22 protein-coding genes and 4 tRNA genes are annotated in these 24780 nt (G+C 33.8%); 13 read left to right on the forward strand and 13 right to left on the reverse strand.

The genetic code is table 11. The features are described from left to right. The first annotated feature begins 257 nt into the window (after positions 1 to 257). Positions 258 to 1052, forward strand: coding sequence for a pyruvate formate lyase 1-activating protein (pflA, locus tag A9G12_RS05390; RefSeq protein ID WP_081299680.1), 795 nt, complete (start codon positions 258 to 260; stop codon positions 1050 to 1052). Positions 1053 to 1100: 48 nt separating this feature from the next. Here pflA and rarD read toward each other — a convergent pair whose 3' ends face one another. The 10 genes from rarD to recA all read right to left on the reverse strand — a co-directional run bounded on the left by rarD (position 1101) and on the right by recA (position 8742). Further along, entirely contained in the window at positions 1101 to 1997 is an 897-nt protein-coding gene (rarD, locus tag A9G12_RS05395) for an EamA family transporter RarD (protein WP_065564847.1), read from the reverse strand. 73 nt (positions 1998 to 2070) lie between these two features. Further along, positions 2071 to 3363, reverse strand: coding sequence for a serine--tRNA ligase (gene serS / locus A9G12_RS05400; protein ID WP_065564848.1), 1293 nt, complete (start codon positions 3361 to 3363; stop codon positions 2071 to 2073). A 152-nt stretch (positions 3364 to 3515) separates the two neighbouring features. Then, positions 3516 to 3592, reverse strand: a tRNA-Arg gene (locus A9G12_RS05405). 21 nt (positions 3593 to 3613) lie between these two features. Further along, a tRNA-Arg gene (locus tag A9G12_RS05410) sits at positions 3614 to 3690 on the reverse strand. Between the two features lie 20 nt (positions 3691 to 3710). Beyond that, positions 3711 to 3787 (reverse strand) — tRNA-Arg (locus A9G12_RS05415). A gap of 16 nt (positions 3788 to 3803) precedes the next feature. Further along, positions 3804 to 3896 (reverse strand) — tRNA-Ser (locus tag A9G12_RS05420). Between the two features lie 123 nt (positions 3897 to 4019). Further along, on the reverse strand, positions 4020 to 4220 hold the full coding sequence (gene csrA, locus A9G12_RS05425) for a carbon storage regulator CsrA (RefSeq protein WP_065564849.1): 201 nt from the start codon (positions 4218 to 4220) through the stop codon (positions 4020 to 4022). 129 nt (positions 4221 to 4349) lie between these two features. Continuing rightward, the gene (gene alaS / locus A9G12_RS05430) at positions 4350 to 6983 is read right to left on the reverse strand and encodes an alanine--tRNA ligase (protein WP_065564850.1); all 2634 of its coding nucleotides are present in this window, start codon (positions 6981 to 6983) and stop codon (positions 4350 to 4352) included. 203 nt (positions 6984 to 7186) lie between these two features. After that, positions 7187 to 7687, reverse strand: coding sequence for a regulatory protein RecX (locus tag A9G12_RS05435; RefSeq protein ID WP_065564851.1), 501 nt, complete (start codon positions 7685 to 7687; stop codon positions 7187 to 7189). Positions 7688 to 7689: 2 nt separating this feature from the next. Further along, a complete protein-coding gene (recA, locus tag A9G12_RS05440; RefSeq protein WP_065564852.1) occupies positions 7690 to 8742 on the reverse strand; it encodes a recombinase RecA in 1053 nt (350 codons plus the stop codon). 500 nt (positions 8743 to 9242) lie between these two features. Here recA and A9G12_RS05445 point away from each other — a divergent pair, with 500 nt between their 5' ends. Genes A9G12_RS05445 through A9G12_RS05455 form a run of 3 tightly spaced genes read left to right on the forward strand, consistent with a single transcriptional unit; the run spans position 9243 to position 12731 of the window. Further along, positions 9243 to 10487, forward strand: a complete 1245-nt coding sequence (locus tag A9G12_RS05445) for a PqiA/YebS family transporter subunit (protein WP_065564853.1) — start codon at positions 9243 to 9245, stop codon at positions 10485 to 10487. Between the two features lie 15 nt (positions 10488 to 10502). Beyond that, positions 10503 to 12137, forward strand: a complete 1635-nt coding sequence (gene pqiB, locus A9G12_RS05450) for an intermembrane transport protein PqiB (RefSeq protein ID WP_065564854.1) — start codon at positions 10503 to 10505, stop codon at positions 12135 to 12137. 3 nt (positions 12138 to 12140) lie between these two features. Then, positions 12141 to 12731 carry an ABC-type transport auxiliary lipoprotein family protein gene (locus A9G12_RS05455; RefSeq protein WP_065564855.1) on the forward strand — a complete coding sequence of 197 codons (591 nt, stop codon included), beginning with the start codon at positions 12141 to 12143 and terminating at the stop codon, positions 12729 to 12731. Positions 12732 to 12775: 44 nt separating this feature from the next. Here the strand turns inward: A9G12_RS05455 and pabB are convergent, their stop codons facing one another. After that, the gene (gene pabB, locus A9G12_RS05460; RefSeq protein ID WP_065564856.1) at positions 12776 to 14521 is read right to left on the reverse strand and encodes an aminodeoxychorismate synthase component I; all 1746 of its coding nucleotides are present in this window, start codon (positions 14519 to 14521) and stop codon (positions 12776 to 12778) included. A 1-nt stretch (position 14522) separates the two neighbouring features. Next, complete coding sequence (locus tag A9G12_RS05465) at positions 14523 to 15098, reverse strand: anthranilate synthase component II (RefSeq protein ID WP_065565008.1); 576 nt, start codon at positions 15096 to 15098, stop codon at positions 14523 to 14525. Positions 15099 to 15385: 287 nt separating this feature from the next. Here A9G12_RS05465 and manD point away from each other — a divergent pair, with 287 nt between their 5' ends. The 4 genes from manD (at position 15386) to A9G12_RS05485 (ending at position 20329) form a co-directional block, all read left to right on the forward strand. Next, positions 15386 to 16600 carry a D-mannonate dehydratase ManD gene (gene manD / locus A9G12_RS05470; protein WP_065564857.1) on the forward strand — a complete coding sequence of 405 codons (1215 nt, stop codon included), beginning with the start codon at positions 15386 to 15388 and terminating at the stop codon, positions 16598 to 16600. 35 nt (positions 16601 to 16635) lie between these two features. Continuing rightward, on the forward strand, positions 16636 to 17970 hold the full coding sequence (locus tag A9G12_RS05475; protein ID WP_065564858.1) for an MFS transporter: 1335 nt from the start codon (positions 16636 to 16638) through the stop codon (positions 17968 to 17970). Between the two features lie 7 nt (positions 17971 to 17977). Then, on the forward strand, positions 17978 to 19459 hold the full coding sequence (locus A9G12_RS05480) for a mannitol dehydrogenase family protein (protein ID WP_065564859.1): 1482 nt from the start codon (positions 17978 to 17980) through the stop codon (positions 19457 to 19459). Positions 19460 to 19645: 186 nt separating this feature from the next. Continuing rightward, complete coding sequence (locus A9G12_RS05485; RefSeq protein WP_065564860.1) at positions 19646 to 20329, forward strand: GntR family transcriptional regulator; 684 nt, start codon at positions 19646 to 19648, stop codon at positions 20327 to 20329. An 11-nt stretch (positions 20330 to 20340) separates the two neighbouring features. On the opposite strand, the gene A9G12_RS05490 is transcribed toward A9G12_RS05485, so the two are convergent. Beyond that, positions 20341 to 20934 (reverse strand): CHAP domain-containing protein, encoded by a 594-nt coding sequence (locus tag A9G12_RS05490; protein ID WP_065564861.1) that lies wholly within the window; start codon positions 20932 to 20934, stop codon positions 20341 to 20343. A gap of 163 nt (positions 20935 to 21097) precedes the next feature. Here A9G12_RS05490 and yccX point away from each other — a divergent pair, with 163 nt between their 5' ends. The 5 genes from yccX to A9G12_RS05515 all read left to right on the forward strand — a co-directional run bounded on the left by yccX (position 21098) and on the right by A9G12_RS05515 (position 24750). Continuing rightward, positions 21098 to 21376 carry an acylphosphatase gene (gene yccX, locus A9G12_RS05495; protein WP_065564862.1) on the forward strand — a complete coding sequence of 93 codons (279 nt, stop codon included), beginning with the start codon at positions 21098 to 21100 and terminating at the stop codon, positions 21374 to 21376. A gap of 104 nt (positions 21377 to 21480) precedes the next feature. Then, positions 21481 to 22047 (forward strand): LPS export ABC transporter periplasmic protein LptC, encoded by a 567-nt coding sequence (gene lptC, locus A9G12_RS05500; RefSeq protein ID WP_065564863.1) that lies wholly within the window; start codon positions 21481 to 21483, stop codon positions 22045 to 22047. 3 nt (positions 22048 to 22050) lie between these two features. Continuing rightward, positions 22051 to 22608, forward strand: coding sequence for a lipopolysaccharide transport periplasmic protein LptA (lptA, locus tag A9G12_RS05505; RefSeq protein WP_081299672.1), 558 nt, complete (start codon positions 22051 to 22053; stop codon positions 22606 to 22608). A gap of 1 nt (position 22609) precedes the next feature. Then, positions 22610 to 23335 (forward strand): LPS export ABC transporter ATP-binding protein, encoded by a 726-nt coding sequence (gene lptB, locus A9G12_RS05510; RefSeq protein ID WP_065556567.1) that lies wholly within the window; start codon positions 22610 to 22612, stop codon positions 23333 to 23335. After that, entirely contained in the window at positions 23335 to 24750 is a 1416-nt protein-coding gene (locus A9G12_RS05515; protein ID WP_065565010.1) for an RNA polymerase factor sigma-54, read from the forward strand. The genes lptB and A9G12_RS05515 overlap by 1 nt, the downstream gene beginning before the upstream one ends. Positions 24751 to 24780 lie beyond the last annotated feature (30 nt).

Raw genomic sequence — 24780 nt, forward strand, 5'->3', positions numbered from 1 at the left:
AAAATATAAAATAGCGTCCTTAACGGGCGCTATTTTTTTATTAGGTAAAATTTAACTAATATTAGCTATGATTTAGACATAATTTTTGATGATATTCATCTAATATTATTGGTATTTATTCGGTATAATTAAACTAAAACTAAGTGTATTTCTTATTAAAGCAATTGGTGTAAGCTAAATATTATCTGAGTTAAAATAGTAAGATAAACTGCACGAGCAATTATTAGAGAATGTGTATGGAACAACAAAATATTATTATGACAACAGCTCAAGTTCAAGGAACTCCAACAGTAGCAAATACAAAACAACCTATTAAAGGGCGCATTCATTCTTTTGAATCATTTGGCACCGTTGATGGTCCCGGAATTCGTTTTATTGTATTTTTTCAAGGTTGTTTAATGCGTTGTTTATATTGTCATAATCGTGATACTTGGGACTTAAAAGCAGGTAAAGAAGTAACCGTTGATGAACTTATGCAAGAAATTGTTTCATATAAAAGCTTCATTATGCCAAATGGGGGAGGAGTAACCGCCTCTGGAGGGGAAGCAACTTTACAAGCTGAATTTGTTACTGAATGGTTTAAAGCATGTCATCAGGAAGGTATTAGTACCTGTTTAGATACTAATGGTTATGCTAGGCAACTTGACCACATAGTGGATGAATTGATGGATATGACAGATCTAGTTATGTTAGACTTAAAACAAGTAAATGATGAAATTCATCAAAAACTTGTTGGAGTTCCTAATAAGCGGGTACTTGAATTTGCTAAATATCTACAAAGAATTAATAAAAGAACTTGGATTCGTTATGTTGTAGTTCCCGGTTGGACGGACGATGATAATTCAGCACATCTACTTGGTAAGTTTATTCAAGGGATGAAAAATATAGAAAGAGTTGAGCTATTACCTTACCATAAATTAGGTGCCTATAAATGGGAAACCTTAGGTGATAAATATAAGTTGGAAGGGGTCGAAGCTCCACCTAGAGAAACATTAGATAGAATACAATCTATTATTGAAAGCTATGGTCAATATGTGACTTTTAGTAAATAGAATAAATTCATAAAAGGCTTACATATATCTATGCTTTTTATTTTTCATTTATCTCATTCTTTTACGTTTTAGTGCACGTAAAACAAAAACACCACCTTCTAAAGCAAGTACACATACAGCTAGCCAAATAAGTCCGTAAGAAATGATATGTTTTGATGAAACTGATTCGTGTAGAAATAATACCGAAACAATAGTCAGTAATACGGGCTCCACATATCCCAGCAAACCAAATAATCCCATTGGTAGTAATCGTCTGGCTACAAAATACATCGCAAAAGCAATAGCAGTAATCACACCAAGCATTGGGATAAAAATATGAAAAAGGCTAAGATCATTGATTACTTTATGTAAATCATAATGAAATAAGAAGTAAATAAAACAACCAAGAAAAATAAAAAAGAAATCTGAAAATGTACCAGCTATGCCTTCTATTTGTAATTTACGTCGCGTTATAAAATAAATAGGGTAACCGAGAGCTATAACAGCTGTTTCCCATGAAAATGCACCTGTGGTGTAGATTTCCATTGTTACGCCTAGCACAGCCAGTCCAACAGCAATTTTTTGTAACGAACTTAATTTTTCCTTATAGAATAACTGTCCAAAAAGTACCATGGATAATGGCAATAGAAAATACCCTAGTGAGGCTGATAAACCATGTCCATTTAATGGTGCCCAAATAAAAATCATCATTTGAATTGTTAGCAATACTGAAGAAAATAAAAGACCCAGTATTAATAACGGCTGTCGTTTAATACGAATAAATAATGAGTGGATAGCTGACCATTTTTTTGCAATTAAAATAAGGATTACTATGGCGGGAAAAGAAGTTAATAAACGCCAACAAAAGATGTCCACTACAGATAGTGGCTGCAATAAAATAGGATAATAATATAATAGGCCAAAAAGGCATGATGCTAATACCGAAAGTATCACCCCTTTAATCATAAATTCCACCTTTATCAATAATAAAAAAATAGCGCTAATTTATAGCGCTATCATTTGGATGATATAATTATTCTTATCCAATAAATTCTAGTCCATTCATATAAGGTACTAACACTGATGGTACTTTAATTCGTCCATCCGCTTGTTGATAATTTTCCATTATTGCAACTAAGGTACGCCCTACAGCTAAACCTGAGCCATTTAATGTATGTACTAAATATGTTTTGTTATCTACTTTGCTTCGATAACGAGCCTGCATTCTGCGCGCTTGGAAATCCCACATATTAGAGCAAGACGATATTTCTCGATAAGTATTTTGTGCCGGAATCCAGACCTCTAGATCATAAGTTTTGCGAGAACCAAATCCCATATCACCAGTACATAAAACGATTTTACGATAAGGTAATTCTAGTAATTGTAATACTTTCTCTGCATGAGCAGTTAACTCTTCTAATGCTTGCATAGATTCTTCTGGTTTAACTATTTGCACTAGTTCTACTTTATCAAACTGATGCATACGAATTAAGCCACGAGTATCCTTACCATAAGCACCCGCTTCAGAACGAAAACATGGAGTATGAGCTGTCATTTTTAAAGGTAAAACACTTTCATCTAGAATTTCATCTCTTACTAAATTAGTAACTGGTACTTCAGCTGTTGGGATAAGTGCATAGTTACTGGTTTCAGCTTCTTCATCCAGTGGTTTAGTATGAAATAGGTCACTAGCAAATTTTGGTAATTGACCAGTACCGAAAAGAGTGGCATGGTTAACCAAATAAGGCACATATATTTCAGCATAACCATGTTGTTCAGTATGTAAATCTAACATAAATTGGGTAATGGCACGATGTAAGCGAGCTATTTGAGATTTCATTACTACAAATCTGGCACCAGCTAATTTTACTCCAGCAGCAAAATCAAGGCCATCAAGATGTTCACCTAATGCTACATGATCATGAATTGGGAAATCAAAAGTTCTTGGTGTACCAAAGCGAGATATTTCAACATTATCATGTTCATCTTTACCATCAGGCACGGAATCATCTGGAATATTTGGAATGTTAGATACAATTCCTTTAATTTGATTTAATAAAGTATCAAGTTCTGTTTTAGCATTATTAAGTTTTTCACCAAGTTTATTAACTTCTTCACGGACACTGGAAATATCTTCACCACGCGCTTTTGCTTCACCAATAGCTTTAGAACGAGCATTACGTTCAGCTTGTAAATTTTCGGTCTCAACTTGTAATACTTTACGTTTTTCTTCCAATTGACGAATAGTGTCAATGTCTAATTTAAATCCACGGCGAGCTAACTTTTTAGCAACAAGATCTAGTTCATTTCTAAGTAAATTAGGGTCTAACATAAAAAAGTCCATTAATTAAATAAATATCTATCTACTTAGTTTGTAGTTTGTGCGTATTACCATTAATAACAAAGTGTACAAATAAAAGTAGATCGATAATGTATAAATGAGTTGTCTTAGTATACTAGAATTATATTGGTATTCAACCAAAATGGCGCACCCGAAGGGATTCGAACCCCTGACCGCTCGGTTCGAAGCCGAGTGCTCTATCCAGCTGAGCTACGGATGCGAGTATTGGTATTATCAAAAATGGTGCATCCGAAGGGATTCGAACCCCTGACCGCCCGGTTCGTAGCCGGGTACTCTATCCAGCTGAGCTACGGATGCGTACTGATATTATTAAAAAGTGGTGCATCCGAAGGGATTCGAACCCCTGACCGCCCGGTTCGTAGCCGGGTACTCTATCCAGCTGAGCTACGGATGCAAGATAATTAATAAAATGGCGGTGAGAGAGGGATTCGAACCCTCGATGCAGCTTTTGACCGCATACTCCCTTAGCAGGGGAGCGCCTTCAGCCTCTCGGCCATCTCACCAAAAAATTATGATCTTATCTGAACAACAAAATCATAATGTGTGGCGCACATATTACGTTTTACAAAAAATAAGTCAAACATTTTTTTGCTTACGTGTGCTAGTTGTTTATTTCATGCCCAATATTACTCTTTAGGCTCAGACATATCATCAATTTTATCTTGTGATTGATGAATTTTGTTGTAAATCTCTTCCCTATGAATAGAAACTTCCTTAGGTGCATTAATACCAATTCTGACTTGATTACCTTTCACGCCTAAAATGGTAATAACAACATCGTCACCAATAATAAGTGTTTCACCTACTCTCCTAGTTAAAATTAACATTAGATCTCCTACTCTCAGTTATTTATATATCCAAACAATTTTAAGATATAGCTTCGTCAGCCCCCCATCAACAAGATAGAAAGACGGAATTTTACAGAGTACGCTTATAAGATAAATAAGCATATCTGGCTAACTTGCTTGTAATTTATTACTGATTTCCTTTTTCACAGAAGATAACGCTTCTGGTAACGCCGAAAGATCCATTCCACCTGCTTGGGCAAAATCAGGCCGCCCACCGCCTTTACCACCTATTTTTAACGCTAATTGAGAAACTAATTCGCCAGCTTTAACAAGATGAATTAAATCATTTGTTACACCAGCTGCTAAATTGATTTTGCCATCATTGACAGCAGCTAAAATAATGACGCCAGTTTTTAATTGATTTTTAAGATCATCAATCATCGTTCGTAATAATTTAGCTTCGACGTTATCAAGTTTAGCAATTAGTATATTATTATTATTAATTTTTTCGCATTGATTGAGCAACTGTGCACTTTGTTGACTAGCTTGTTGTGCTTTTAATTGCTCGATTGTTTTTTCTAACAATTTAGTTTGTTCAAGTAGTTGCTCAATACGAGCTAGTACTGTTGTTTTATCACTTTTAATCAATGTTTCTACTTGATTTAATAAATTGGACTCATGATGAATATATTCCATTGCATTTTGTCCAGTTGTAGCCTCGATACGACGTATTCCTGAAGCAATACTTGATTCAGAAGTGATTTTGAATAAACCGATATCGCCAGTTCTATCTACATGGGTACCACCACACAATTCGATTGAAAAATCGCCCATAGTTAGTACACGAACAATATCTTCATATTTCTCGCCAAATAACGCCATTGCTCCTTTGTTTTTAGCTTCATCTATTGGCATAAGTTCAATGTCAACAGCAAGATTACGACGTATTTGTTGGTTAACAAGATTTTCTATTTCTATAATCTGTTCTGGTGTAATAGCTTGAGTATGTGAAAAGTCAAAACGAAGATAGCTTTCATTTACCAATGAACCTTTTTGATGAACATGATTACCTAAAATGTGCTGTAAAGCAGCTTGTAATAAGTGCGTTGCCGAATGATTACGGCGAATGCGTTCGCGTAACTCGACATTAATTGCAGCGGTTACAATATCACCAACTTTTAAAGACCCTTTAATTATCTGTCCTAAGTGACCAATGCTTTTGCCATATTTTTTGCTATCCGTAACATCAAACTCAAAATCTGCTGCTGTTAATAGACCTGTGTCACCAACTTGTCCACCTGATTCACCATAAAATGGCGTTTTATCTAAAATAATAATAGCGTTGTCACCAGCATGAATATTATCAATTTTTTGACCATTTTTAAATATTGCTATTACTTTAGCTGATAATTCTGTTGTTTGATAACCTAAGAATTCGGTTTTATCATCTAATTTGATAACATTACTATAATCGACGTTAAATGAACTGGATTCACGTGCACGTTTGCGTTGTTCCTCCATGCATTTGTCAAAGCCAGCTTCATCAATAATAATATTTTTTTCACGGCATACATCAGCAGTTAAGTCTAGAGGGAATCCATAAGTATCGTATAGTTTAAACGCTACATCACCAGGTAAAACTTTACCTGTTAGCTTAGTTAGTTCTTGATCTAATAAAGATAACCCACGTTCTAACGTTTTTAAAAATTGTTCTTCTTCAATTTTAAGAGTGTCTTCAACCAACTTACGGTTATTATTTAATTCAATTGCTGCGCTATCCATTACCTCAATTAATGGTTTAACCAGCTTGTAAAAAAAGATACCTTTAGCACCAAGCATATGCCCATGACGTACTGCTCTTCTGATAATACGGCGTAGTACGTAACCCCGACCTTCGTTGGAAGGTAATACGCCATCAGAAATTAAAAATGCACAAGAACGAATATGATCAGCAATCACTCGTAATGATTTACTTTCTAAATCGTTAGTATTAATAATATCTGCAGCATCTTTTATTAACTTCTTAAATAAATCTATTTCATAATTAGAATTAACATGTTGTAGCACTGCAGCAATTCGTTCAAGTCCCATGCCGGTATCAACCGATGGTTTAGGTAATGGCTCCATAGTACCATCTGGATGACGATTAAATTGCATAAACACGATGTTCCAAATTTCTATAAATCGATCGCCATCTTCTTCAGCACTACCTGGAGGTCCACCCCAAATATGATCGCCATGGTCATAGAAAATTTCTGTACAAGGGCCACACGGTCCGGTATCACCCATTTGCCAAAAATTATCCGATGCGTATGGCGCTCCTTTATTATCGCCAATGCGTACTATACGTTCTTTTGGAATACCAATTTCTTTTTCCCAAATAGTATATGCTTCGTCATCGGATTCATATACAGTTACCGTAAGTTTATCTTTTGGGAGATTAAACCATTGTTTACTTGTAAGTAATTCCCAAGCAAAATGAATCGCATCATGTTTAAAGTAATCACCAAAACTAAAATTGCCTAGCATTTCAAAAAAAGTATGATGTCGAGCCGTGTAGCCAACATTATCTAGATCATTATGTTTACCACCTGCGCGGACACAACGTTGTGAAGTTGTAGCCCTAGTATAAGAGCGTTTATCAATACCAAGAAATACATCTTTAAACTGATTCATTCCCGCATTAGTAAATAATAGCGTTGGATCGTTATGTGGAACGAGAGAACTACTCGCAACAATTTCGTGTCCTTTGCTATGGAAAAAGTCAAGAAAGTTTTGACGAATTTCTGCAGTGCTTTTCATTTATGCTTCCAAATAAAATGATAAATTTTTAAACATAGTAATATACCTGTTACAACTTAAGTTGAAAAGTAAATATTATCTTATACGGCAGTGAATCAAGCTAGTATTACAAGTGAATAAAGGAAAAAATAAAATGAATTAGTGAGCTTTATTCGTAAAAGGATATAGTTTTATATTGTCCGTATTCTAAATAGTATATAGAGTTAAGTCAATAAATAGTAGACAGTTTTTATATCATCTTGTGTATAACCTCTAGTAATTAAAAATTGCATTCCTTTTAACTGTTGTTGTTTATTTTTAGGATCAAATTGTTTAAATTTTTTTATTAATTGCCTAGAAGCTATATTTGACCAATTTATACTCGACTGTTGTAATAATGTATGAGTTAAATTGTTTGCTAAACCTCGTTTTTTTAATTCTGCAGAGATTTTATATTTACCATAACCTTTATTGGCGCGCATGATAATATATTTTTCAATAAATTCGGCATCATTTACCCAATTTTTACTTATACAATACTCGATGACTTGATGTATTTTGAGTTTAAGTTGGTTTAATTGATCAGGATATTCATCTTCAGAACACTTTATTTTTTTGCTGAAAAATAAAGTTATTTTTTGAGTTAATTCATACGATGAATGATCACGCTGTGCAAGTAGTTGCACAGCTTTATTTAGGATAACTTGGTTAAGTGTTTCATCCATACTTAAAAACTATCATTTTCGTCCGATTCTGATGATGTATCTTCCTCATCAGCAGTAAAAACAGCTGGACTATTTAATAGTAAATCACGTAATTTTGTTTCAAGTTCTTTAGCTACTTCAGAGTGTTCTTGTAAATATTTAATCGCGTTGGCTTTACCTTGACCAACTTTTTCGCCATTATAGCTATACCAAGCTCCGGCTTTATCGACTAATTTGTGTTTAACACCTAAATCAATCAATTCGCCTTCTTTTGAGATACCGCAACCATAAAGAATTTGAAATTCAGCTTGTCTGAATGGTGCTGCAACTTTATTTTTAACTACTTTCACCCGAGTATCACTACCAATAACATCTTCACCTTCTTTTACGGCACCTGTTCTACGGATGTCTAAACGCACTGAGGCATAGAATTTAAGAGCATTACCACCAGTTGTAGTTTCCGGATTACCAAACATTACCCCTATCTTCATACGAATTTGGTTGATAAAGACAACTAAACAGTTAGCATTTTTAATATTAGCAGTAAGTTTACGTAAAGCTTGTGACATTAGTCGGGCTTGTAGTCCCATATGAGAATCACCCATTTCGCCTTCTATCTCGGCTTTTGGTGTTAGTGCTGCAACGGAATCGACAATAATCACATCAACAGCTCCAGAGCGAACTAAAGCATCACAAATTTCTAGCGCTTGTTCACCGGTATCAGGTTGCGAAACCAATAAGTCATCAACTTTTACGCCTAACTTAGCCGCATAAATAGGATCTAATGCATGTTCAGCATCAATAAATGCACAAGTTTTCCCTTCTTTTTGTGCTTGGGCAATAACTGATAGAGTTAGTGTAGTTTTACCGGATGATTCAGGTCCGAAAATTTCAACAATTCGGCCCATTGGTAAGCCACCGATACCCAATGCAATATCTAACCCCAAAGAACCTGTAGAAACTGCATCAACATCAAGCGTTTGGGTATCACCTAAACGCATAATTGAACCTTTACCAAATTGTTTTTCAATCTGGCTCAATGCGGCCGAAAGTGCACGTTGTTTGTTTTCGTTCATATAATAAAATTCCAATGTGTTAGGATAATAGCTGTACATTATACTGTATTGTTATACAGTATCAAGTTTTTTTTATATTGGTTGATAATTCTGAGAATTATGGGAAGTGATTCGTAATTTTTAATTAATTTATACCATCTATTTCATTGATTAGCACAATAAATCAAACTGTTAAATAGTGGCTAAACATTAAAATTCAAGGTTAAATTAGTATGAATTATTTTTTTACTAAAACCATAATCAATATTAACCAATTGATTAATTATAATATTTATATAAGCTATATGGCTAGCTTGTCAATATTAGCACAGCAATTAAAGTAAGGTATTATTCCATTTTGATAAGGGTAAAATACCATGGTATTAGCTAGGTAATACTTTCCTAAAAAAATGCCATTTGTTATGATAAACAGCAAGATTTTTAACTATAAAAAGCTATTGATACATTAGACTAAACTAAAACTTTTTATAACTAAAATAAGTTTTGCATCAAGGAAAATAATGAACATCAATAAAAACCATTATGTATTATGTTCGCAATGTGATTTAGTTGTAGAGTTAACCAATATTGACTTAGGGCATAAAGCTGTTTGTCCACGTTGTAATACTGCGCTTGGAAAAAATAACATTGATATGAAACCCAAAGCATTTATTTATGCAATTTGCTCATTAATAATGATTATTGTAGCTTGTAAATTTATTTTTATTGATATCAGGTTAGTCGGTAATTTTAATGGAGTAAGTATATTAGATATTCCAGAAATTTTGTTTTACGATAAATATAGTTACATTTCTGCCTTATTTATTTTATTTGTATTATTTTTCCCAATATTTAATTTATCAATAATAGTTATTCTTTGTTCTAAATTATCTTTATCTAAGTATCGTAAACGCGATCTGCTAATTGTTTATGAACGATTTCAACACTGGTGTATGCCAGAAATATTTTTGACTGGTATTTTGGTTAGTTTTGTGAAATTAATGAGCTATGGCAATATCGGCATTACTAGTACCTTTTGGGCATTTTGCTTATTTGTATTTTTTTATATTAAAGCTTTAATTATTTTTTCACCCGAAGCCATCTGGAATGAAATTCATAAAAATAATTTTTCTGGAAATAGCTTAGTGGCAGGCAGAACTGGTATATGTCAAAATTTGAAACTATGTGAATGTTGCCATGCAATTTTACCTGCTGATTATGTAAAGTGTCCTAGGTGTAAACAAAAAAGTGAAATGAGGCAGAGAAGTCAAATACAATGGACTATTGCTTTACTAGTGACGTCATTAATTATCTATATTCCAGCTAATGTATTTGGAATCATGATAACAGTTGTGTTTGGTTCACCCTCAACTTCAACAATTATGGATGGTGTTATTTATATGTGGCAGTCTGGGGATATACCCGTTGCATTGGTAATTTTTTCGGCAAGTGTTGTTATTCCTATTTTAAAAATAATTTCCTTAAGTTGGCTTTGTTATTTTGCGTTAGCAGCAAGACGTAAAAATACACATAATTGTTTAAGAATGAAAAAACTATATATTGTAGTTGAATTTATCGGTAAATGGTCAATGATTGATATTTTTGTGGTTTCAGTCGTTTGTTCTTTAGTAAGAAATCAACAAATGATGGGGGTTTACCCTGATATTGGGGTCGTATTTTTTGCCACTGTTGTTATTGTTACTATGATTGCATCACAAAAATTTGATCCACGCTTAATTTGGGATAAACCCAAAATTAGAAAATAAACTAATAGGGATAGTATGGTAACATCAAGTAAAATCGCAAAAATGATTAAAATAAGAGCCATTTCAGCAATCTGGATTATACCAATCGTCACAGCAATAGTTGGACTTTGGATTATTTATTCTCACTTTGCTGATAGGGGAATGCCTTTTACCTTATTAGCAAAGGATGCTAACGGTATTGTTGCAGGTAAAACAGTAATAAAAAATCGTAGTGTTGATGTTGGTATTGTGGATGAAGTTACTCTATCTAGTGATTATAAACAAGTCGTAATTAAAGGGCGTATTTATAATGATATGGAGCCCTTACTTCGTAATGATTCAATTTTTTGGGTAGTAAAACCAGAAATAGGCCGTGATGGTGTGACTGGATTAGGTACTATTTTATCAGGTGTATACATCGAGTTAGCCTCAGGTAGCGATAACCATAATTTCAAAAATAATCCTTTTATATTGTCTGATACTCCACCTATATCTGATCCTAGTATTAAAGGCATTAGGTTAAATTTAGAAAGTGATCAAAGTGGTGTTGTTCCAAGAGGAGCAACAGTCATGTATCATGGTTATCGAGTTGGTAATGTTGAAAAATCTGAATTTGATGTTGATTCACGTCAAATGAAATACCAAATTTTTATTACCCAACCATTTGATGCTTTAGTCACTCAAAATGTTCGTTTTTGGAAAGAAGGTGGCATAAATTTAACTTTATCTTCACGCGGAGCGAGTCTAGATGTACCTTCTTTAGATGTATTACTATCTGGAGGTATTAGTTTTGATTTACCTGAAGGATCGAAATTAGGTGCACCAGCTGAGCAATATGCAGTATATAAATTGTATGAAGATAAAAAGTCTATTCAAGATTCACAATATACTGATTATAAAGAATTTTTAATTTTTTTATCTGATTCTATATCCGGATTGGCTGAAGGTACTCCAGTTGAATATCATGGCATAAGGCTTGGAACAGTGAGTAAAGTTCCATTCTATACTGCGGAAATGTTAGAAAAAACATCTATTTTGAATCAGAAAGTTCCAGTTTTAATTAGGATTGAACCTGACAGATTATCAGAATTAGTTGATGAAAAAGTTGATATTGCAACTTTAATTATGCAAGAACAAAAAAATGGCTTAAGAGCTTCATTAAAAACCTCTAATATGTTTACCGGAGCGCTTTATGTTGATTTAGATTTTTATCCGGAGTTTAAAGGTAAATATGATCCGTCACACGCTAAACAATATGGTTATGACACTATAGAAACAGCATCCACAGGATTTGCACAAATACAAGCTAAGATTTTGCAATTACTTGATAACTTCAATAACTTACCTCTTAATAATACTATGGGGCAATTGAATAAATCACTAGCTTCAAGTGAAAAATTAATGAATTCTTTGAATAAGATTATAGCAAGTAAAGAAATGCAAACTATGCCAAAGGATTTACAAAAGTCACTACGTACTTTAAATGAAACTATGAAAGGATTCCAACCAGGCTCGGATTTGAATAATCAAATGAAAGAAAGTTTACAAAAAGTTCAACAAATGATGGATGAGCTTACACCTTTACTTAATACTCTAAATGATAAAAGTAATGCATTAATATTTTCTGCACCGATAAAAAAAGATCCTGAACCTAAAGCAAAAGGTAAATAAAGAATGATTAAAATAATACCAAAATTTCAAATAGTATTGTGCGTTACATTATTTACTTTATTAATAGGATGTTCATCAAATAAAGTAAATAAAAGTTATTATCAGTTAGCTAATAATCTATCCAATCAGAATCAGGTATCGCAAACCATGAGAAGTACCAATCAGTTTATGTGGATAGAATCAATTGATGTAGCTAGTTTTTTAAATAAATCAGGCATTGTTTTGCAAACTGAAAATATTAAATATGCAACGGCAACTAATAATTTATGGGTTGCCTCACTTTCGCAGCAACTTAAAGATCGACTGGAACAAGATTTAACCGCACTTTTACCGAATTATTTGGTATCAAGTAACCAAATTACAACCCCAAGTTTGACTGTCAAACTATTTATTGATGGCTTCCATGGTAGTTATACTGGTGACGCTATTATAGAAGGGCGTTGGGTGGTAACCGATAGTAAAAACAATATTAAAACAAAAGCGTTTGCACGACAGGTGCCATTAACTGATAATGGATATGATGCATTAGTTAAAGCCTTATCAAAAGGTTGGCAAGATGAAGAACAAGATTTTGCTAACTCAATAAAACATTAATCATATAACTATTCCGTCTATACTATAGACGGAATGCATGAAAATTATTCGGTTAGCCTCTGTTTAAAGAGGCTAAAAACGTTATTATCAATTTCAACCCATTTGCGTACACTATTGATAAAAGCTATTTTTTCAGCAAGCAATACTTCGTCTTTGCGTATCTTTCTTACTTGTAATTGATGATGATCTAAATAAAACTGACGCATCGTTCCGGCTAGTAAACCAGAGGTGATCGCTGGTGTAACCCATTGATGATCAATTAGCAAAGCAATATTACCATTGACAAATTCGGTTATTTCATTGTTTTGATTGAAGTTAATATATTCTTTACCAGCAGTTAATAGGGGGAAGTGTTGGCGATTTGAAGTTTTATGATACAAAAATACATCATGATTATTTACACATTGTGGCGCAAAAGCGATTTGAGTAATGTTCATAGGACTAGTTAATGTCTCATAGCTAATGTCGTAATAACCGTCTTTTTTTAGTAAAATTCTAACTTTATAACTTCCTTTGTGATAAGAATTAATAGACTTTATAAGTTGTAATTTAATAGTGGCAATATTACATTGAAAATCGAAAAATTGAGCCGAATCTTGTAATCTAGCTAAATGTTCCTCAAGTAAAAATAGTTGTCCTTCTTCTAGCAAAATTGATTCAATCAGATTATCTGGTATTGAATAAGTCCGATGTAAAATAGCCGTTTTAGCCATAATTTCGCTATATTCATTTTCAGATGTCGAATCCCAAGTTATTCCACCGCCAACCCCATAACTCATCTGTTGATTATGAATGGTTAATGTACGAATCGGAATATTGAATATCACTTTGTGCATAAACGGTTCAATATAACCAATTGTTCCACAATAAACGCCACGCGGTGTGTTTTCTGTTGCCGCAATAATTTGCATGGTACTGGTTTTCGGGGCTCCAGTTATCGAACCACAAGGAAATAAGGCTTGGAAAATTTGATATAAACTTAAGTTTGGTTTAAGTTGACCTTGTATTGTGGAAGTTAGTTGCCAAACGGTAGGATATTTTTCAGCAGTAAAAAGCTGTGGCACACTAATTGTACCTGATTTTGATATCTGACTTAAATCGTTACGAAGCAAATCTACAATCATCATATTTTCAGCTTGATTTTTCTCAGAGAATAAAAGCTCGAGTTGCTGTTTATCTTGTTGATTATTCAAACCTCGTGCTGTTGTCCCTTTCATCGGTTTTGTCGTGATTATCTCGCCATTTAATTTAAAAAAAAGTTCAGGGGAAATAGATAAAATATAATAATCATCAAAGTGTAGATAAGCACAGTAATCGGCCTGATTATTTTGTTGTAAAAACCTATAATAATCAAAAGGATTGCTATCAAAAGGAGCGGTGAAGCGAATGGTATAATTAGTTTGGTAAGTATTGCCTGATTCAATTTGCGAGCGAAGATAGGCGATTTTATGATTATACTCATCAACAGAGGTATCGCTAGTTAAGTCAAATGACGGTGGGGTGTAATTAATTATTGGTGCAGGTTTAACGGTTAAATAATTTTGAAAAATACCAAATAATAACAATGGTAATTTGTGATCATCATGGTCGACATTTTTAGTTTGGTTTGACTTATTTAATCCCATTGCGCTTTCATAAGCAAGGTAGCCAACTGCATAATAACCTTGTTTGATGAACGTTTCGATCTCATCTAACTGTTGTTTAAGCGAATTAACGTCATTGGTTTTAAATACTTTAATTGGATTAGAAAAATATTTATGTTGACCTTCAAAATCAAGGTAAATTTTCATATTAACGGTATCCATAAACAAAATTACTAATGATTTGTAATCCACATTCCGTTTTAATTGCTTCAGGATGAAATTGCACTGACTCAATAGGTAATGTTTTATGACGTAATCCCATAATCAATCCTTGTTTATTTTTTGCCGTAATAACCATTGGTGAGGTATTTACCGAAAAATCATCATAGGCAACTAAAGAGTGATAACGTACGACATTAAGGGGATTTTTAATACCAGTAAATAATCCTTTATTATCATGCACAATTGCGTCAATTTTACCATGCATTGGCATGGGTGCTTTAGCTACCTTATATCCATAATATTGCGCGATTACTTGATGACCTAAACAAATACCAAGTATTGAGCAGCTATTGGCAAATTTTGCAATAACAGCAAGTGATATACCCGCACTGTCTGGTGTTCCAGGTCCTGGAGAAATTATGATTTTAGAGAAAGCTAACTGTTTGAGTTCATCAATTGTCATTTCGTCATTTTTGATGACCATGACATTAGCGTTAGCTCGACGAAGATAGTCATAAATATTAAAAGTAAAAGAATCATAATTATCAATTAGTAATATCAAGATATTATCCATTATGAATTTTAAGGCGGTAATTAATCACAGCTGCAAGCCCAACCGAAATTGAAGCCATCAAATTCTATTATATAAATTGTTTTTTTTAAAAGAAAAATCCGAATTAATTAAATTATTTATTATATTTTTACTTAAACGTTAGCTTCTCCTGAAACATCTTTACAAAATTAATTTCTTTCTGTGATGACTATCACAAAAATATACAACTATACTTGTATGGTAGTATTTAATATTTTATGTTTATGCCACTCCAAAATAATAATAAGAGGTATTAAATGAAAATTGTAAAAGCAGAAGTTTTTGTATGTAGTCCGGGAAGAAATTTTGTCACGTTAAAAATTACTACTAATGAGGGTGTTTATGGTGTTGGAGACGCTACACTTAATGGCCGCGAATTATCAGTGGCATCTTACCTTAAAGATCATCTTTGTCCACAACTCATAGGTCGCGATCCTCAACAAATCGAAGATATTTTCCAATATTTTTATAAAGGTGCTTATTGGCGTCGTGGTCCCATAACTATGTCAGCAATTTCAGCAATTGATATGGCACTTTGGGATATTAAAGGCAAACTTGCCAATATGCCACTATATCAGTTATTAGGTGGTGCATCACGAACAGGTGTTATGGTGTATTGCCATACCACAGGCGCAAGCATTGATGAAGCTTTAGACGATTATGCCAAACATAAGGAAATGGGGTTTAAAGCTATTCGCGTGCAATGTGGTATTCCGGGGATGAAGACCACCTATGGTCAAAGCAAAGGTAAAAATTTGGCTTATGAACCAGCAACGCGTGGTAATTATCCTGAAGAACAATTCTGGGCAACTGAAAAATATCTTGATTTTACCCCAAAATTATTTGAAGCAGTGCGTAATAAATTTGGTTTTAATGAACATTTACTTCACGACATGCATCACCGTTTAACACCAATAGAAGCAGCACGGTTTGGCAAAAGTATTGAAGATTATCGCCTATTTTGGATGGAAGATCCGACTCCAGCTGAAAACCAAGAGTGTTTCCGTCTTATTCGTCAACATACTGTTACTCCAATTGCTGTTGGTGAAGTATTCAATAGTATTTGGGACTGTAAGCAACTTATCCAAGAACAACTTATTGATTATATTAGAACTACTATTACTCATGCTGGTGGCATTACGCATATGCGTCGTATTGCCGATTTTGCAGCACTTTATCAAGTAAGAACTGGTTCGCATGGACCATCGGATTTATCACCAATTTGTCATGCCGCAGCACTACATTTTGACATGTGGGTACCTAATTTTGGCGTCCAAGAGTTTATGGGCTATTCAGAACAAATGTTAGAAGTCTTTTCACCAAATTGGACTTTCGAAGATGGTTATATGCATCCAAGTGATAAACCTGGATTAGGTATCGATTTTGACGAAAAACTAGCTGAAAAATACCCATACAACCCAGCTTACTTACCGATTGCCCGTCTAGAAGACGGCACATTATGGAATTGGTAAATTTTATATAAAATAAATTAATTAAAGGAATGTATATGTTAACGTCAGAAGTTATTCAAGAAAAAGAAAAGCGTCAGGTAATAAAACGCGTAGCTGTTGCTTCATCAATTGGTACTGCTGCGGAATATTATGATTTTTTTGCGTATGGTACTGCAGCCGTATTATTTTTTGGTCAATTGTTCTTTCCTAGTGATGATCCTTTTATTAGTACCCTTGCCGCTTTTGCCACTTACGCAGTTGGATTTTTTGCGAGACCAATTGGTGGTATTGTCTTTGGTCATATGGGAGATAAAGTAGGACGAAAAAAAGCACTGGTTATTACAATTTTAATTGTTGGATTAGGCACATTTGCAATAGGTTTATTACCGACATATGAATCTATTGGATGGTGGGCCCCATTAATTCTTATTTTAATTCGTGTATTACAAGGTTTTGGTGTCGGTGGAGAGCAAGCAGGTGCTGTACTTATGACAGCCGAATATTCGCCACCTAAAAAACGTGGATTTTTTTCAAGTTGGGTTCAAATTGGTGCACCATTAGGTTTCTTGTTGCCTTCGGCTCTATTTGCTTTATTAACTTCAATACTTTCTAGCGAACAAATGCTAAATTTTGGTTGGAGAATACCATTTTTATTGAGTTTGCTTTTAGTCATAATTGGTCTTTTTATTCGTTTGCGCATTGATGAATCACCGGTATTTGAAGAAATTAGGCAGACTAAAGCGATTGAATCTTCAATGCCTTTGAAGGATGTCATGAAAAATTATCCAGGTATTGTAATCAAAGGCGTTGGGGCAAAACTTATTGAAGCTTGTTCATTTGCCATGTTCACCGTTATTGTTCTAGCTTATGTTAATGTAAATAATTTAAATAAAAATTATGTACTTGATGCAATAATCGTTGCGGTGGTTCTTGAGATTTTTGCAATTCCTCTTATGGGAGCATTATCAGATAAATGGGGAAGAAAAAGGGTTTATATTATAGGCGCACTTATTCAAGTGATTTTCATTGTTCCGTTCTTCCTTATGATAAATACCCAAAATTATCTATTAATTCAAATCGCCATGATTGTGGTGTTACCTTTTGGGCATGCAATGTGTTATGCCCCTCAAGCTTCATTTTTCCCTGAGTTATTTCCAACCGCGATTCGTTGTAGCGGTATAGCATTAATTTGGCAGGTTGGATCTTTGATAGGTAGTGGAATTTTAGGACTTTGTGCGGTAAAAATATTGCAAATGTATAATGGACATTATACTGGTTTAGCCCTTTATGTTGGAGTTTTAGGTATTTTATCTATTATTGGTATTGCATTGTTACCTGAAACAGCACCAAATAAAATTAAGAAAGAATATCAACAATGGATTAGTAAGTAATAATATTATGAAACTATCAAATAAAACTTTATCACAACTACCTAAAAAGGTAGTTGTACCAACCTATGATCGAAGCAACCTTAAAACCAAAATTGTTCACCTCGGTTTTGGTGCCTTTCATCGTGCGCATCAGGCTGTTTTTACTGATATTTTAACAGCTGAACATAATAGTGACTGGGGCTATTGTGAAGTTAATTTAATCGGTGGTGAAAAGCAAATTGAGGCTCTAAAACAGCAAAATTTTTTATTTAGTGTCTGTGAAATGGCTTATGATAACTGGAGTACTAGAGTTGTTGGTGTTGCCAAAGAAGCATTACATGCTGATATTGACGGTATTGACAAAATATTAGCCATAATGACGCGTCCTGAAATTGCGATCGTGTCGATTACAGTGACGGAAAAGGGTTATTGTTATTTGCCATCGACCGCTTCAATTGACACTAATAATAAACTTATTCAGTATGATATTAACAATCCAACTAAACCAAAATCGGTACCGGGTGTCATTGTTGAAGCGCTGCGCCTACGTAAAGAAAAAGGGTTAAAACCTTTTACAGTGATGTCGTGTGATAATATGCCGGAAAACGGACATGTGACGCGTAATGTTGTGTTAGCATTAGCTAAACAACGTGACCCAAATTTAGCGGATTGGATAGATAACAATGTTACATTCCCATCCACGATGGTTGATCGAATTGTACCAGCTGTTACGTCTGAGACAATGGAGAAAATTCAAAAGCAATTAGGCGGCATTGAAGACCCAGCTGGTGTGGCTGGTGAACCATTTAGACAATGGGTTATTGAGGATAACTTTGTTGCTGGTCGTCCTGATTGGCAAAAAGCTGGTGCAGAATTGGTTAATGATGTATTGCCTTATGAAGAGATGAAATTACGTATGTTAAATGGTAGTCACTCATTTTTGGCTTATTTAGGTTATTTAGCAGGGTATTTGCATATTGATGAGTGTATGCAAGATCCTAATTATATTAAGGCTGCAAGGCATTTAATGCTACAAGAACAAGCAACGACCTTACGAGTTGAAGGGGTTAATTTACAAGCCTATGCAGATTCATTGCTTGATCGTTATCGGAATACAGGTTTAAAACATCGAACCTGGCAAATTGCCATGGATGGCACCCTAAAACTACCCCAGAGAATGCTTGATTCTATTCGTTTTCATCTAGCTAATAACACGCCATTTGATTGTTTAGCGTTAGGTGTGGCAGGTTGGATACGTTATGTTAGTGGAACAGATGATGCAGGCAATGCTATTGAGGTTAGTGATCCATCAGTAGAAAAATTAAAACAACTTGTTACGACTAGTTCAGATAATGAAGAACGAGTTCTAGCTTTACTCTCATTAACTCATGTTTTTGGTGATGATTTAGCAAATAATCAGTGTTTTATTGATAAAGTTACCAAAGCATACTTCTCCCTGAGAGATTTAGGAGCAAAACAAACGGTGCAACAATTAGCAAATAATTTCTAACAAAACTAACATAATTAATAAAAATAAAGTGTAATAGCATAACTCGCTATTACACTTCTATTAAAGTTATTTTATTTAGTATAAAAGTTATTTTTAAATTTATGATTATTTACTAAAATAACTTTTCTTATCTTTAAAAATCACCTACTATTCTCTTTAATTTAATTTGTTACAAAAGAATGGTATATGTTTAAATCTATTGAATTAAATATTTCTGAACCCGTTAATCAACAAATCTATCGAACATTAAGAAAAGCAATTATTACCTGTCAGATATTGCCTGGTATTTTATTATCTGAAAAAGAAATTTCTGGTCAATTTAGCGTATCAAGGCAACCTGTTCGGGAAGCTTTTATTAAGCTAGCAGAAGCCGGATTAGTGCAAATTCTTCCTCAAAGAGGTACATTTGTAACTAAAATTTCGGTAAAAAAAGTTATAGATGGCCAGTTTATTCGCGAAGCTGTTGAATGCGCCATTATAAAGCGAGTAGCCATTGAAATTAAACAATCGGATATCTTATTATTACAAAAAAATCTTGATGAACAAAAAGAAGCAAACAAACGTAAGGATTTTCAACTTTTTCTTGAAAAAGATGATGAATTTCATCAGATTTTAATAAATGTGATTGATTGCCAAATGGCATGGGAAACTGTTGAAAATATTAAAGCAATGATGGATCGAGTAAGATTCCTTTCGTTAGAACATATTTCGCCACCGGATGAATTAGTCAAACAACATGAAAATATTTTTATTGCCCTCAAAAATCATGATCCAGAACTAGCAGCAAAAGCTCAACATGAACATTTATCGACGATACTGGACACGATAAAGATCGTTTCACAACAAAAAACAGAGTGGTTTGTTGATTAGATTGTATATAATCAAATTTTACGTAAATAGCCTAAAACACGATAGTTGTCAATTTTCCATAAACCATTGTTAAAACTTAGCGAGTAGGTTGCTCGACTATTTACATTAGCGCCGGGATTTTGTTGAACGATTTCAATTTCGTTATCACTAACTTTACTGATAATGGCTACGTGACCATATCTAGACCAACCAAGCACAATAATATCTTCAACTTGGGGTTTGGTTGACGAACCATTGGTAAATTGTAGCAAATTACGTTTGGGATTGATTTGTCCATCGGCAATGGATGCATCAAAAAAATCTTTTGCATGCCCATAACTATCAGGCATTTTATGATTAAAACGCTCATAATAATAACGCTTTACAAATTCAACGCATTGATATTTTTGGCCTAAATTATAGCCATCAGGGGTGATATTGCGGCCACTAACATTACCCGTACTGCCATTATAGTACACATTAACGCCATTAAATTGATCAATAACTTTACCTATTTTATTTTTATCAACAAAAAGATTGGGATAAGCAAGTTGATAAAAGGAAAAACAACCACCCACAAATAAAACTAAAAGAAGTAATAAACTTTTTTTATATTTTAATAACATACTTTTTCCATAGATATTAACTAATATTTAATTCATTAATTCAAATAAATTATAAAATCGAGTTAAAATTAGCATAAATATTATTTATTGGTCTATCTAAAATATCAACAACTATATCATTTTATGATAGATACCTAAAAATAGATAAGAGTTGGATTACGGTATGATAAAACAAATTAAAATTCGTGTTAGTGGGCGAGTTCAAGGCGTAGGATTTCGTTTTTTTACTCATCAGCAAGCTCAAAAGCTTGGTTTAGTCGGATATGTTAAAAATTTAGATAATGGTGATGTCGAAGTAGTAGCTCAAGGTGATAATGTACAAATATCCAAATTGATCCAATGGCTAGAGCAAGGAGGACCTGTTTCGGCACGTATAAGTAATATCAATATTGATCAGTCATCTGTACAAATGGATTTAACTTCTTTCAATGTCAGATATTAATTTTATAAAAAATACAGTAAAATATTATGTGATATTGGGCTGTCTCTGTTAACGTTTTACCTTATTTAACTTACTTTACTGTGCTGGTATGATTAACTTATGCTATGAATAAAAAAAATTTAATCTGTATCTTACTTCTCGTCGTTGCGATTGCAGCTTATTATAGCTATCGGCAAGCTGATAATGATCCTACAATGCAACCTACTGCAAATTTATCTGATAGTCCAGTTTATCAAAGTGATGATATGATAACTGATGTCTATGATTTATCAGGTGAAATGTTATATAAAATTGAATCAAACAATGTTAGACATTTTGATGATTCTAATAATACAGAATTTGATTTACCTAACTTTACCTTTTATGATAAAGAAAATGCAGCTACATGGCATATTCAAGCAAAAAGAGCGACATTAACTGATAATAAAATTATCTACCTTTATCAAGATGTGCAACTAGACAATTTGACGCCTAATGCCCAATTGCAACAAGTTAAGACAGATAATGCCGTAGTGGATTTAACTACGCAGTACGTAACCTCAAAAGATCCAGTCATGATTAAAGGTACAGGCTTTTATTCAACGGGAGTGGGTTTAGCGAGTGATATGCGGGCAAAAACTGCTAATATACTTGAAAATATCAAAACATATTATAATACAGAGGCTAAATAAAACATGAGTTTACTTAAGCAGGTTTTTTCCCCACTAATTTTATTGTTATCTATATCGTTTGTTTGTGCTGCAGATGAACCTATAACTGAACCGGCAGCTGAACAAGTAAAATCATCTAATACATTAGTTAATGATAAACCTATTACTGTTGATGCAGATAATCAACAAATTGATATTGATAAAAATATTATTACTTTTACAGGTAATGTGCATATAGTGCAAGAAGGATTAACTATTAATGCGGATAAAGTAGTAATTACAGAAATTCAAGATACGGCTAAACAAAAAATTACCGCCTATGGCAAACCGGTTAATTTTAAACAAATATTACCAGAAAAAAACAAAGTTGTTACCGGCCATTCACTACAAGTTATTTATAATGTGAAACAAAATAATGTTATTTTACTTGGGAAAGCAGAGTTATTTCAGCAAGATAACCACATTAGTAGTGAACAAATAACCTATGATGTCAATAAACAACAAATTGTTGCACAACCAGGCAAAAATGGACGAGTAAAAAGTACCATCATCCCAAGTCAAGTTAAAGAGATGAACAAATAATATGTCAATTTTAAAAGCGGAAAATTTAGCCAAAGTATATAAAAAACGCCGAGTGGTTGAAGATGTTAGTTTAACTGTCAATTCTGGTGAAATTGTTGGTTTATTAGGGCCTAATGGTGCCGGTAAAACTACAACTTTTTATATGGTTGTGGGGATTGTTACCCTAAATGCAGGTAAAATATATCTGGATGATCATGATATTAGTATTTTACCATTACATGAGCGGGCTAAAAAAGGCATTGGGTATTTACCCCAAGAAGCTTCTATTTTCAGGAAACTCTCAGTCATTGATAATATTATGGCCATCCTTGAAACACGCAATGATATTGATAAAAATGAGAAGCTCGATCGTGCTGAAGAGTTACTTGAAGAGTTCCACATTACCCACATCCGTGACAATATTGGTCAGTCTTTATCTGGTGGTGAAAGGCGTAGAGTTGAAATTGCTCGCGCATTAGCGGCTAATCCTAAATTTATTTTACTGGATGAACCGTTTGCTGGTGTTGACCCGATTTCCGTTATTGATATTAAAAATATTATTAAACATCTGCGTGATCGTGGATTAGGCGTATTAATTACTGACCATAATGTGCGGGAAACATTGGACGTTTGTGAACGAGCTTATATTGTTAATAAAGGTCACTTGATTGCGGAAGGTACGCCAAATAGTATCTTAAGTAATGAATATGTAAAACGCGTATACCTAGGTAATGAATTCAGACTATGATAAAACCAAGTTTACAACTGAATGTTTCTCAACAACTATCGATGACGCCGCAATTACAGCAGGCGATTCGATTGTTACAGTTGTCAACGATGGAATTGCAACAAGAAATTCAAACTGCACTCGAAGACAATCCATTACTTGAAGTTGCTGAACAATATGATGAAATTAATATTGAGCAAATTGAAGAAAATGAAAATGTGGATACACGTGAAGCTCTCGATAGCCAAGAAATCCCGGATGATATTCCATTAGATGCTTCATTAGATGATATTTACACCGCCGGTACGCCGTCAGGGACTAATTCGGATTATCGCAATGATGAATTACCTATTTATCAAGGTGAAACTCACGAAACCTTATTTGATTATTTAAAATGGCAACTTGATTTAACTCCATTTAGTGATACTGATAGAGCTATTGCAATATCGATTATCCAAGCAATCGATGAACGAGGTTATTTGACGGTTTCTACTGAAGAAATACTTGAAGAGCAAGGTAATGATGAAATTGAATTAGAGGAAGTTGAAACCGTTTTAAAACGGATTTGGCATTTTGATCCAATTGGTGTTGGTGCCAGAACCTTACAAGAGTGTTTATCTATTCAGATTCAGCATTTAAATCCTCCCGCATTAGTTAAACAAATTATTGATAACTACTTAGACTTATTAGCTAATCGTGATTACAGAACATTAAAAAAATTATTAAATACCAATGACGAACAGCTTAAGGAGTCGATTGATTTTATCCAAAATTTGCAGCCTTACCCGGGTGATTCAGTCAATACCACACCTCCCGATTATGTTATTCCTGATGTATTAGTGAAAAAAAAAGAGGGTAAATGGGTGGTTGAATTAAATAGTGATACCGTGCCCAACTTACGCATTAATCAGCAATATGCCGCTATGGAAAAGTTAGCTAATGAAAGTGATAGCCAATATATTCGTTCACATTTGCAGGATGCAAATTGGTTTATTAGAAGTATTGAAAATCGTAATGAAACCTTACTTAAGGTAAGCCAATTTATTGTTGAACATCAACAAGACTTTTTTGAATATGGCACTGAACAGATGAAACCCATGATCTTGTCTGATGTGGCTAGTGCAATTGAAATGCATGAATCAACCATTTCCCGAGTAACTACGCAAAAATATTTACAATGCCCTAGTGGCATATTTGAATTAAAATTCTTCTTTTCCAGCCATGTTAATACTGATTCTGGTGGTGAAGCCTCATCTACTGCTATTCGTGCTTTGATTAAAAAATACATTGCAGCTGAAGATAGCAAAAAACCATTAAGCGATAGTAAACTTGTATCAATGCTTGAAGATCAAGGTATTATAATTGCTCGTAGAACCGTTGCTAAATACCGGGAAGCATTAGCCATACCACCGTCTAACCAACGAAAACAACTGTAGCAATAAGAGAGTCTTATTGAGTTGCAATAT

The sequence above is a fragment of the Gilliamella sp. wkB112 genome (genome assembly GCF_001690685.1).
GTDB classification, from domain to species: Bacteria; Pseudomonadota; Gammaproteobacteria; order Enterobacterales; family Orbaceae; genus Gilliamella; species Gilliamella apicola_J.

What these genes read in the sequence shown, in the direction of transcription:
- pflA (WP_081299680.1), top strand. Translation starts at nt 258, where the DNA reads ATGACAACAGCTCAAGTTCAAGGAACTCCAACAGTAGCAAATACAAAA.
- rarD (WP_065564847.1), bottom strand. Translation starts at nt 1,997, where the DNA reads ATGATTAAAGGGGTGATACTTTCGGTATTAGCATCATGCCTTTTTGGC.
- serS (WP_065564848.1), bottom strand. Translation starts at nt 3,363, where the DNA reads ATGTTAGACCCTAATTTACTTAGAAATGAACTAGATCTTGTTGCTAAA.
- csrA (WP_065564849.1), bottom strand. Translation starts at nt 4,220, where the DNA reads ATGTTAATTTTAACTAGGAGAGTAGGTGAAACACTTATTATTGGTGAC.
- alaS (WP_065564850.1), bottom strand. Translation starts at nt 6,983, where the DNA reads ATGAAAAGCACTGCAGAAATTCGTCAAAACTTTCTTGACTTTTTCCAT.
- A9G12_RS05435 (WP_065564851.1), bottom strand. Translation starts at nt 7,687, where the DNA reads ATGGATGAAACACTTAACCAAGTTATCCTAAATAAAGCTGTGCAACTA.
- recA (WP_065564852.1), bottom strand. Translation starts at nt 8,742, where the DNA reads ATGAACGAAAACAAACAACGTGCACTTTCGGCCGCATTGAGCCAGATT.
- A9G12_RS05445 (WP_065564853.1), top strand. Translation starts at nt 9,243, where the DNA reads ATGAACATCAATAAAAACCATTATGTATTATGTTCGCAATGTGATTTA.
- pqiB (WP_065564854.1), top strand. Translation starts at nt 10,503, where the DNA reads ATGGTAACATCAAGTAAAATCGCAAAAATGATTAAAATAAGAGCCATT.
- A9G12_RS05455 (WP_065564855.1), top strand. Translation starts at nt 12,141, where the DNA reads ATGATTAAAATAATACCAAAATTTCAAATAGTATTGTGCGTTACATTA.
- pabB (WP_065564856.1), bottom strand. Translation starts at nt 14,521, where the DNA reads ATGAAAATTTACCTTGATTTTGAAGGTCAACATAAATATTTTTCTAAT.
- manD (WP_065564857.1), top strand. Translation starts at nt 15,386, where the DNA reads ATGAAAATTGTAAAAGCAGAAGTTTTTGTATGTAGTCCGGGAAGAAAT.
- A9G12_RS05475 (WP_065564858.1), top strand. Translation starts at nt 16,636, where the DNA reads ATGTTAACGTCAGAAGTTATTCAAGAAAAAGAAAAGCGTCAGGTAATA.
- A9G12_RS05480 (WP_065564859.1), top strand. Translation starts at nt 17,978, where the DNA reads ATGAAACTATCAAATAAAACTTTATCACAACTACCTAAAAAGGTAGTT.
- A9G12_RS05485 (WP_065564860.1), top strand. Translation starts at nt 19,646, where the DNA reads ATGTTTAAATCTATTGAATTAAATATTTCTGAACCCGTTAATCAACAA.
- A9G12_RS05490 (WP_065564861.1), bottom strand. Translation starts at nt 20,934, where the DNA reads ATGTTATTAAAATATAAAAAAAGTTTATTACTTCTTTTAGTTTTATTT.
- yccX (WP_065564862.1), top strand. Translation starts at nt 21,098, where the DNA reads ATGATAAAACAAATTAAAATTCGTGTTAGTGGGCGAGTTCAAGGCGTA.
- lptC (WP_065564863.1), top strand. Translation starts at nt 21,481, where the DNA reads ATGAATAAAAAAAATTTAATCTGTATCTTACTTCTCGTCGTTGCGATT.
- lptA (WP_081299672.1), top strand. Translation starts at nt 22,051, where the DNA reads ATGAGTTTACTTAAGCAGGTTTTTTCCCCACTAATTTTATTGTTATCT.
- lptB (WP_065556567.1), top strand. Translation starts at nt 22,610, where the DNA reads ATGTCAATTTTAAAAGCGGAAAATTTAGCCAAAGTATATAAAAAACGC.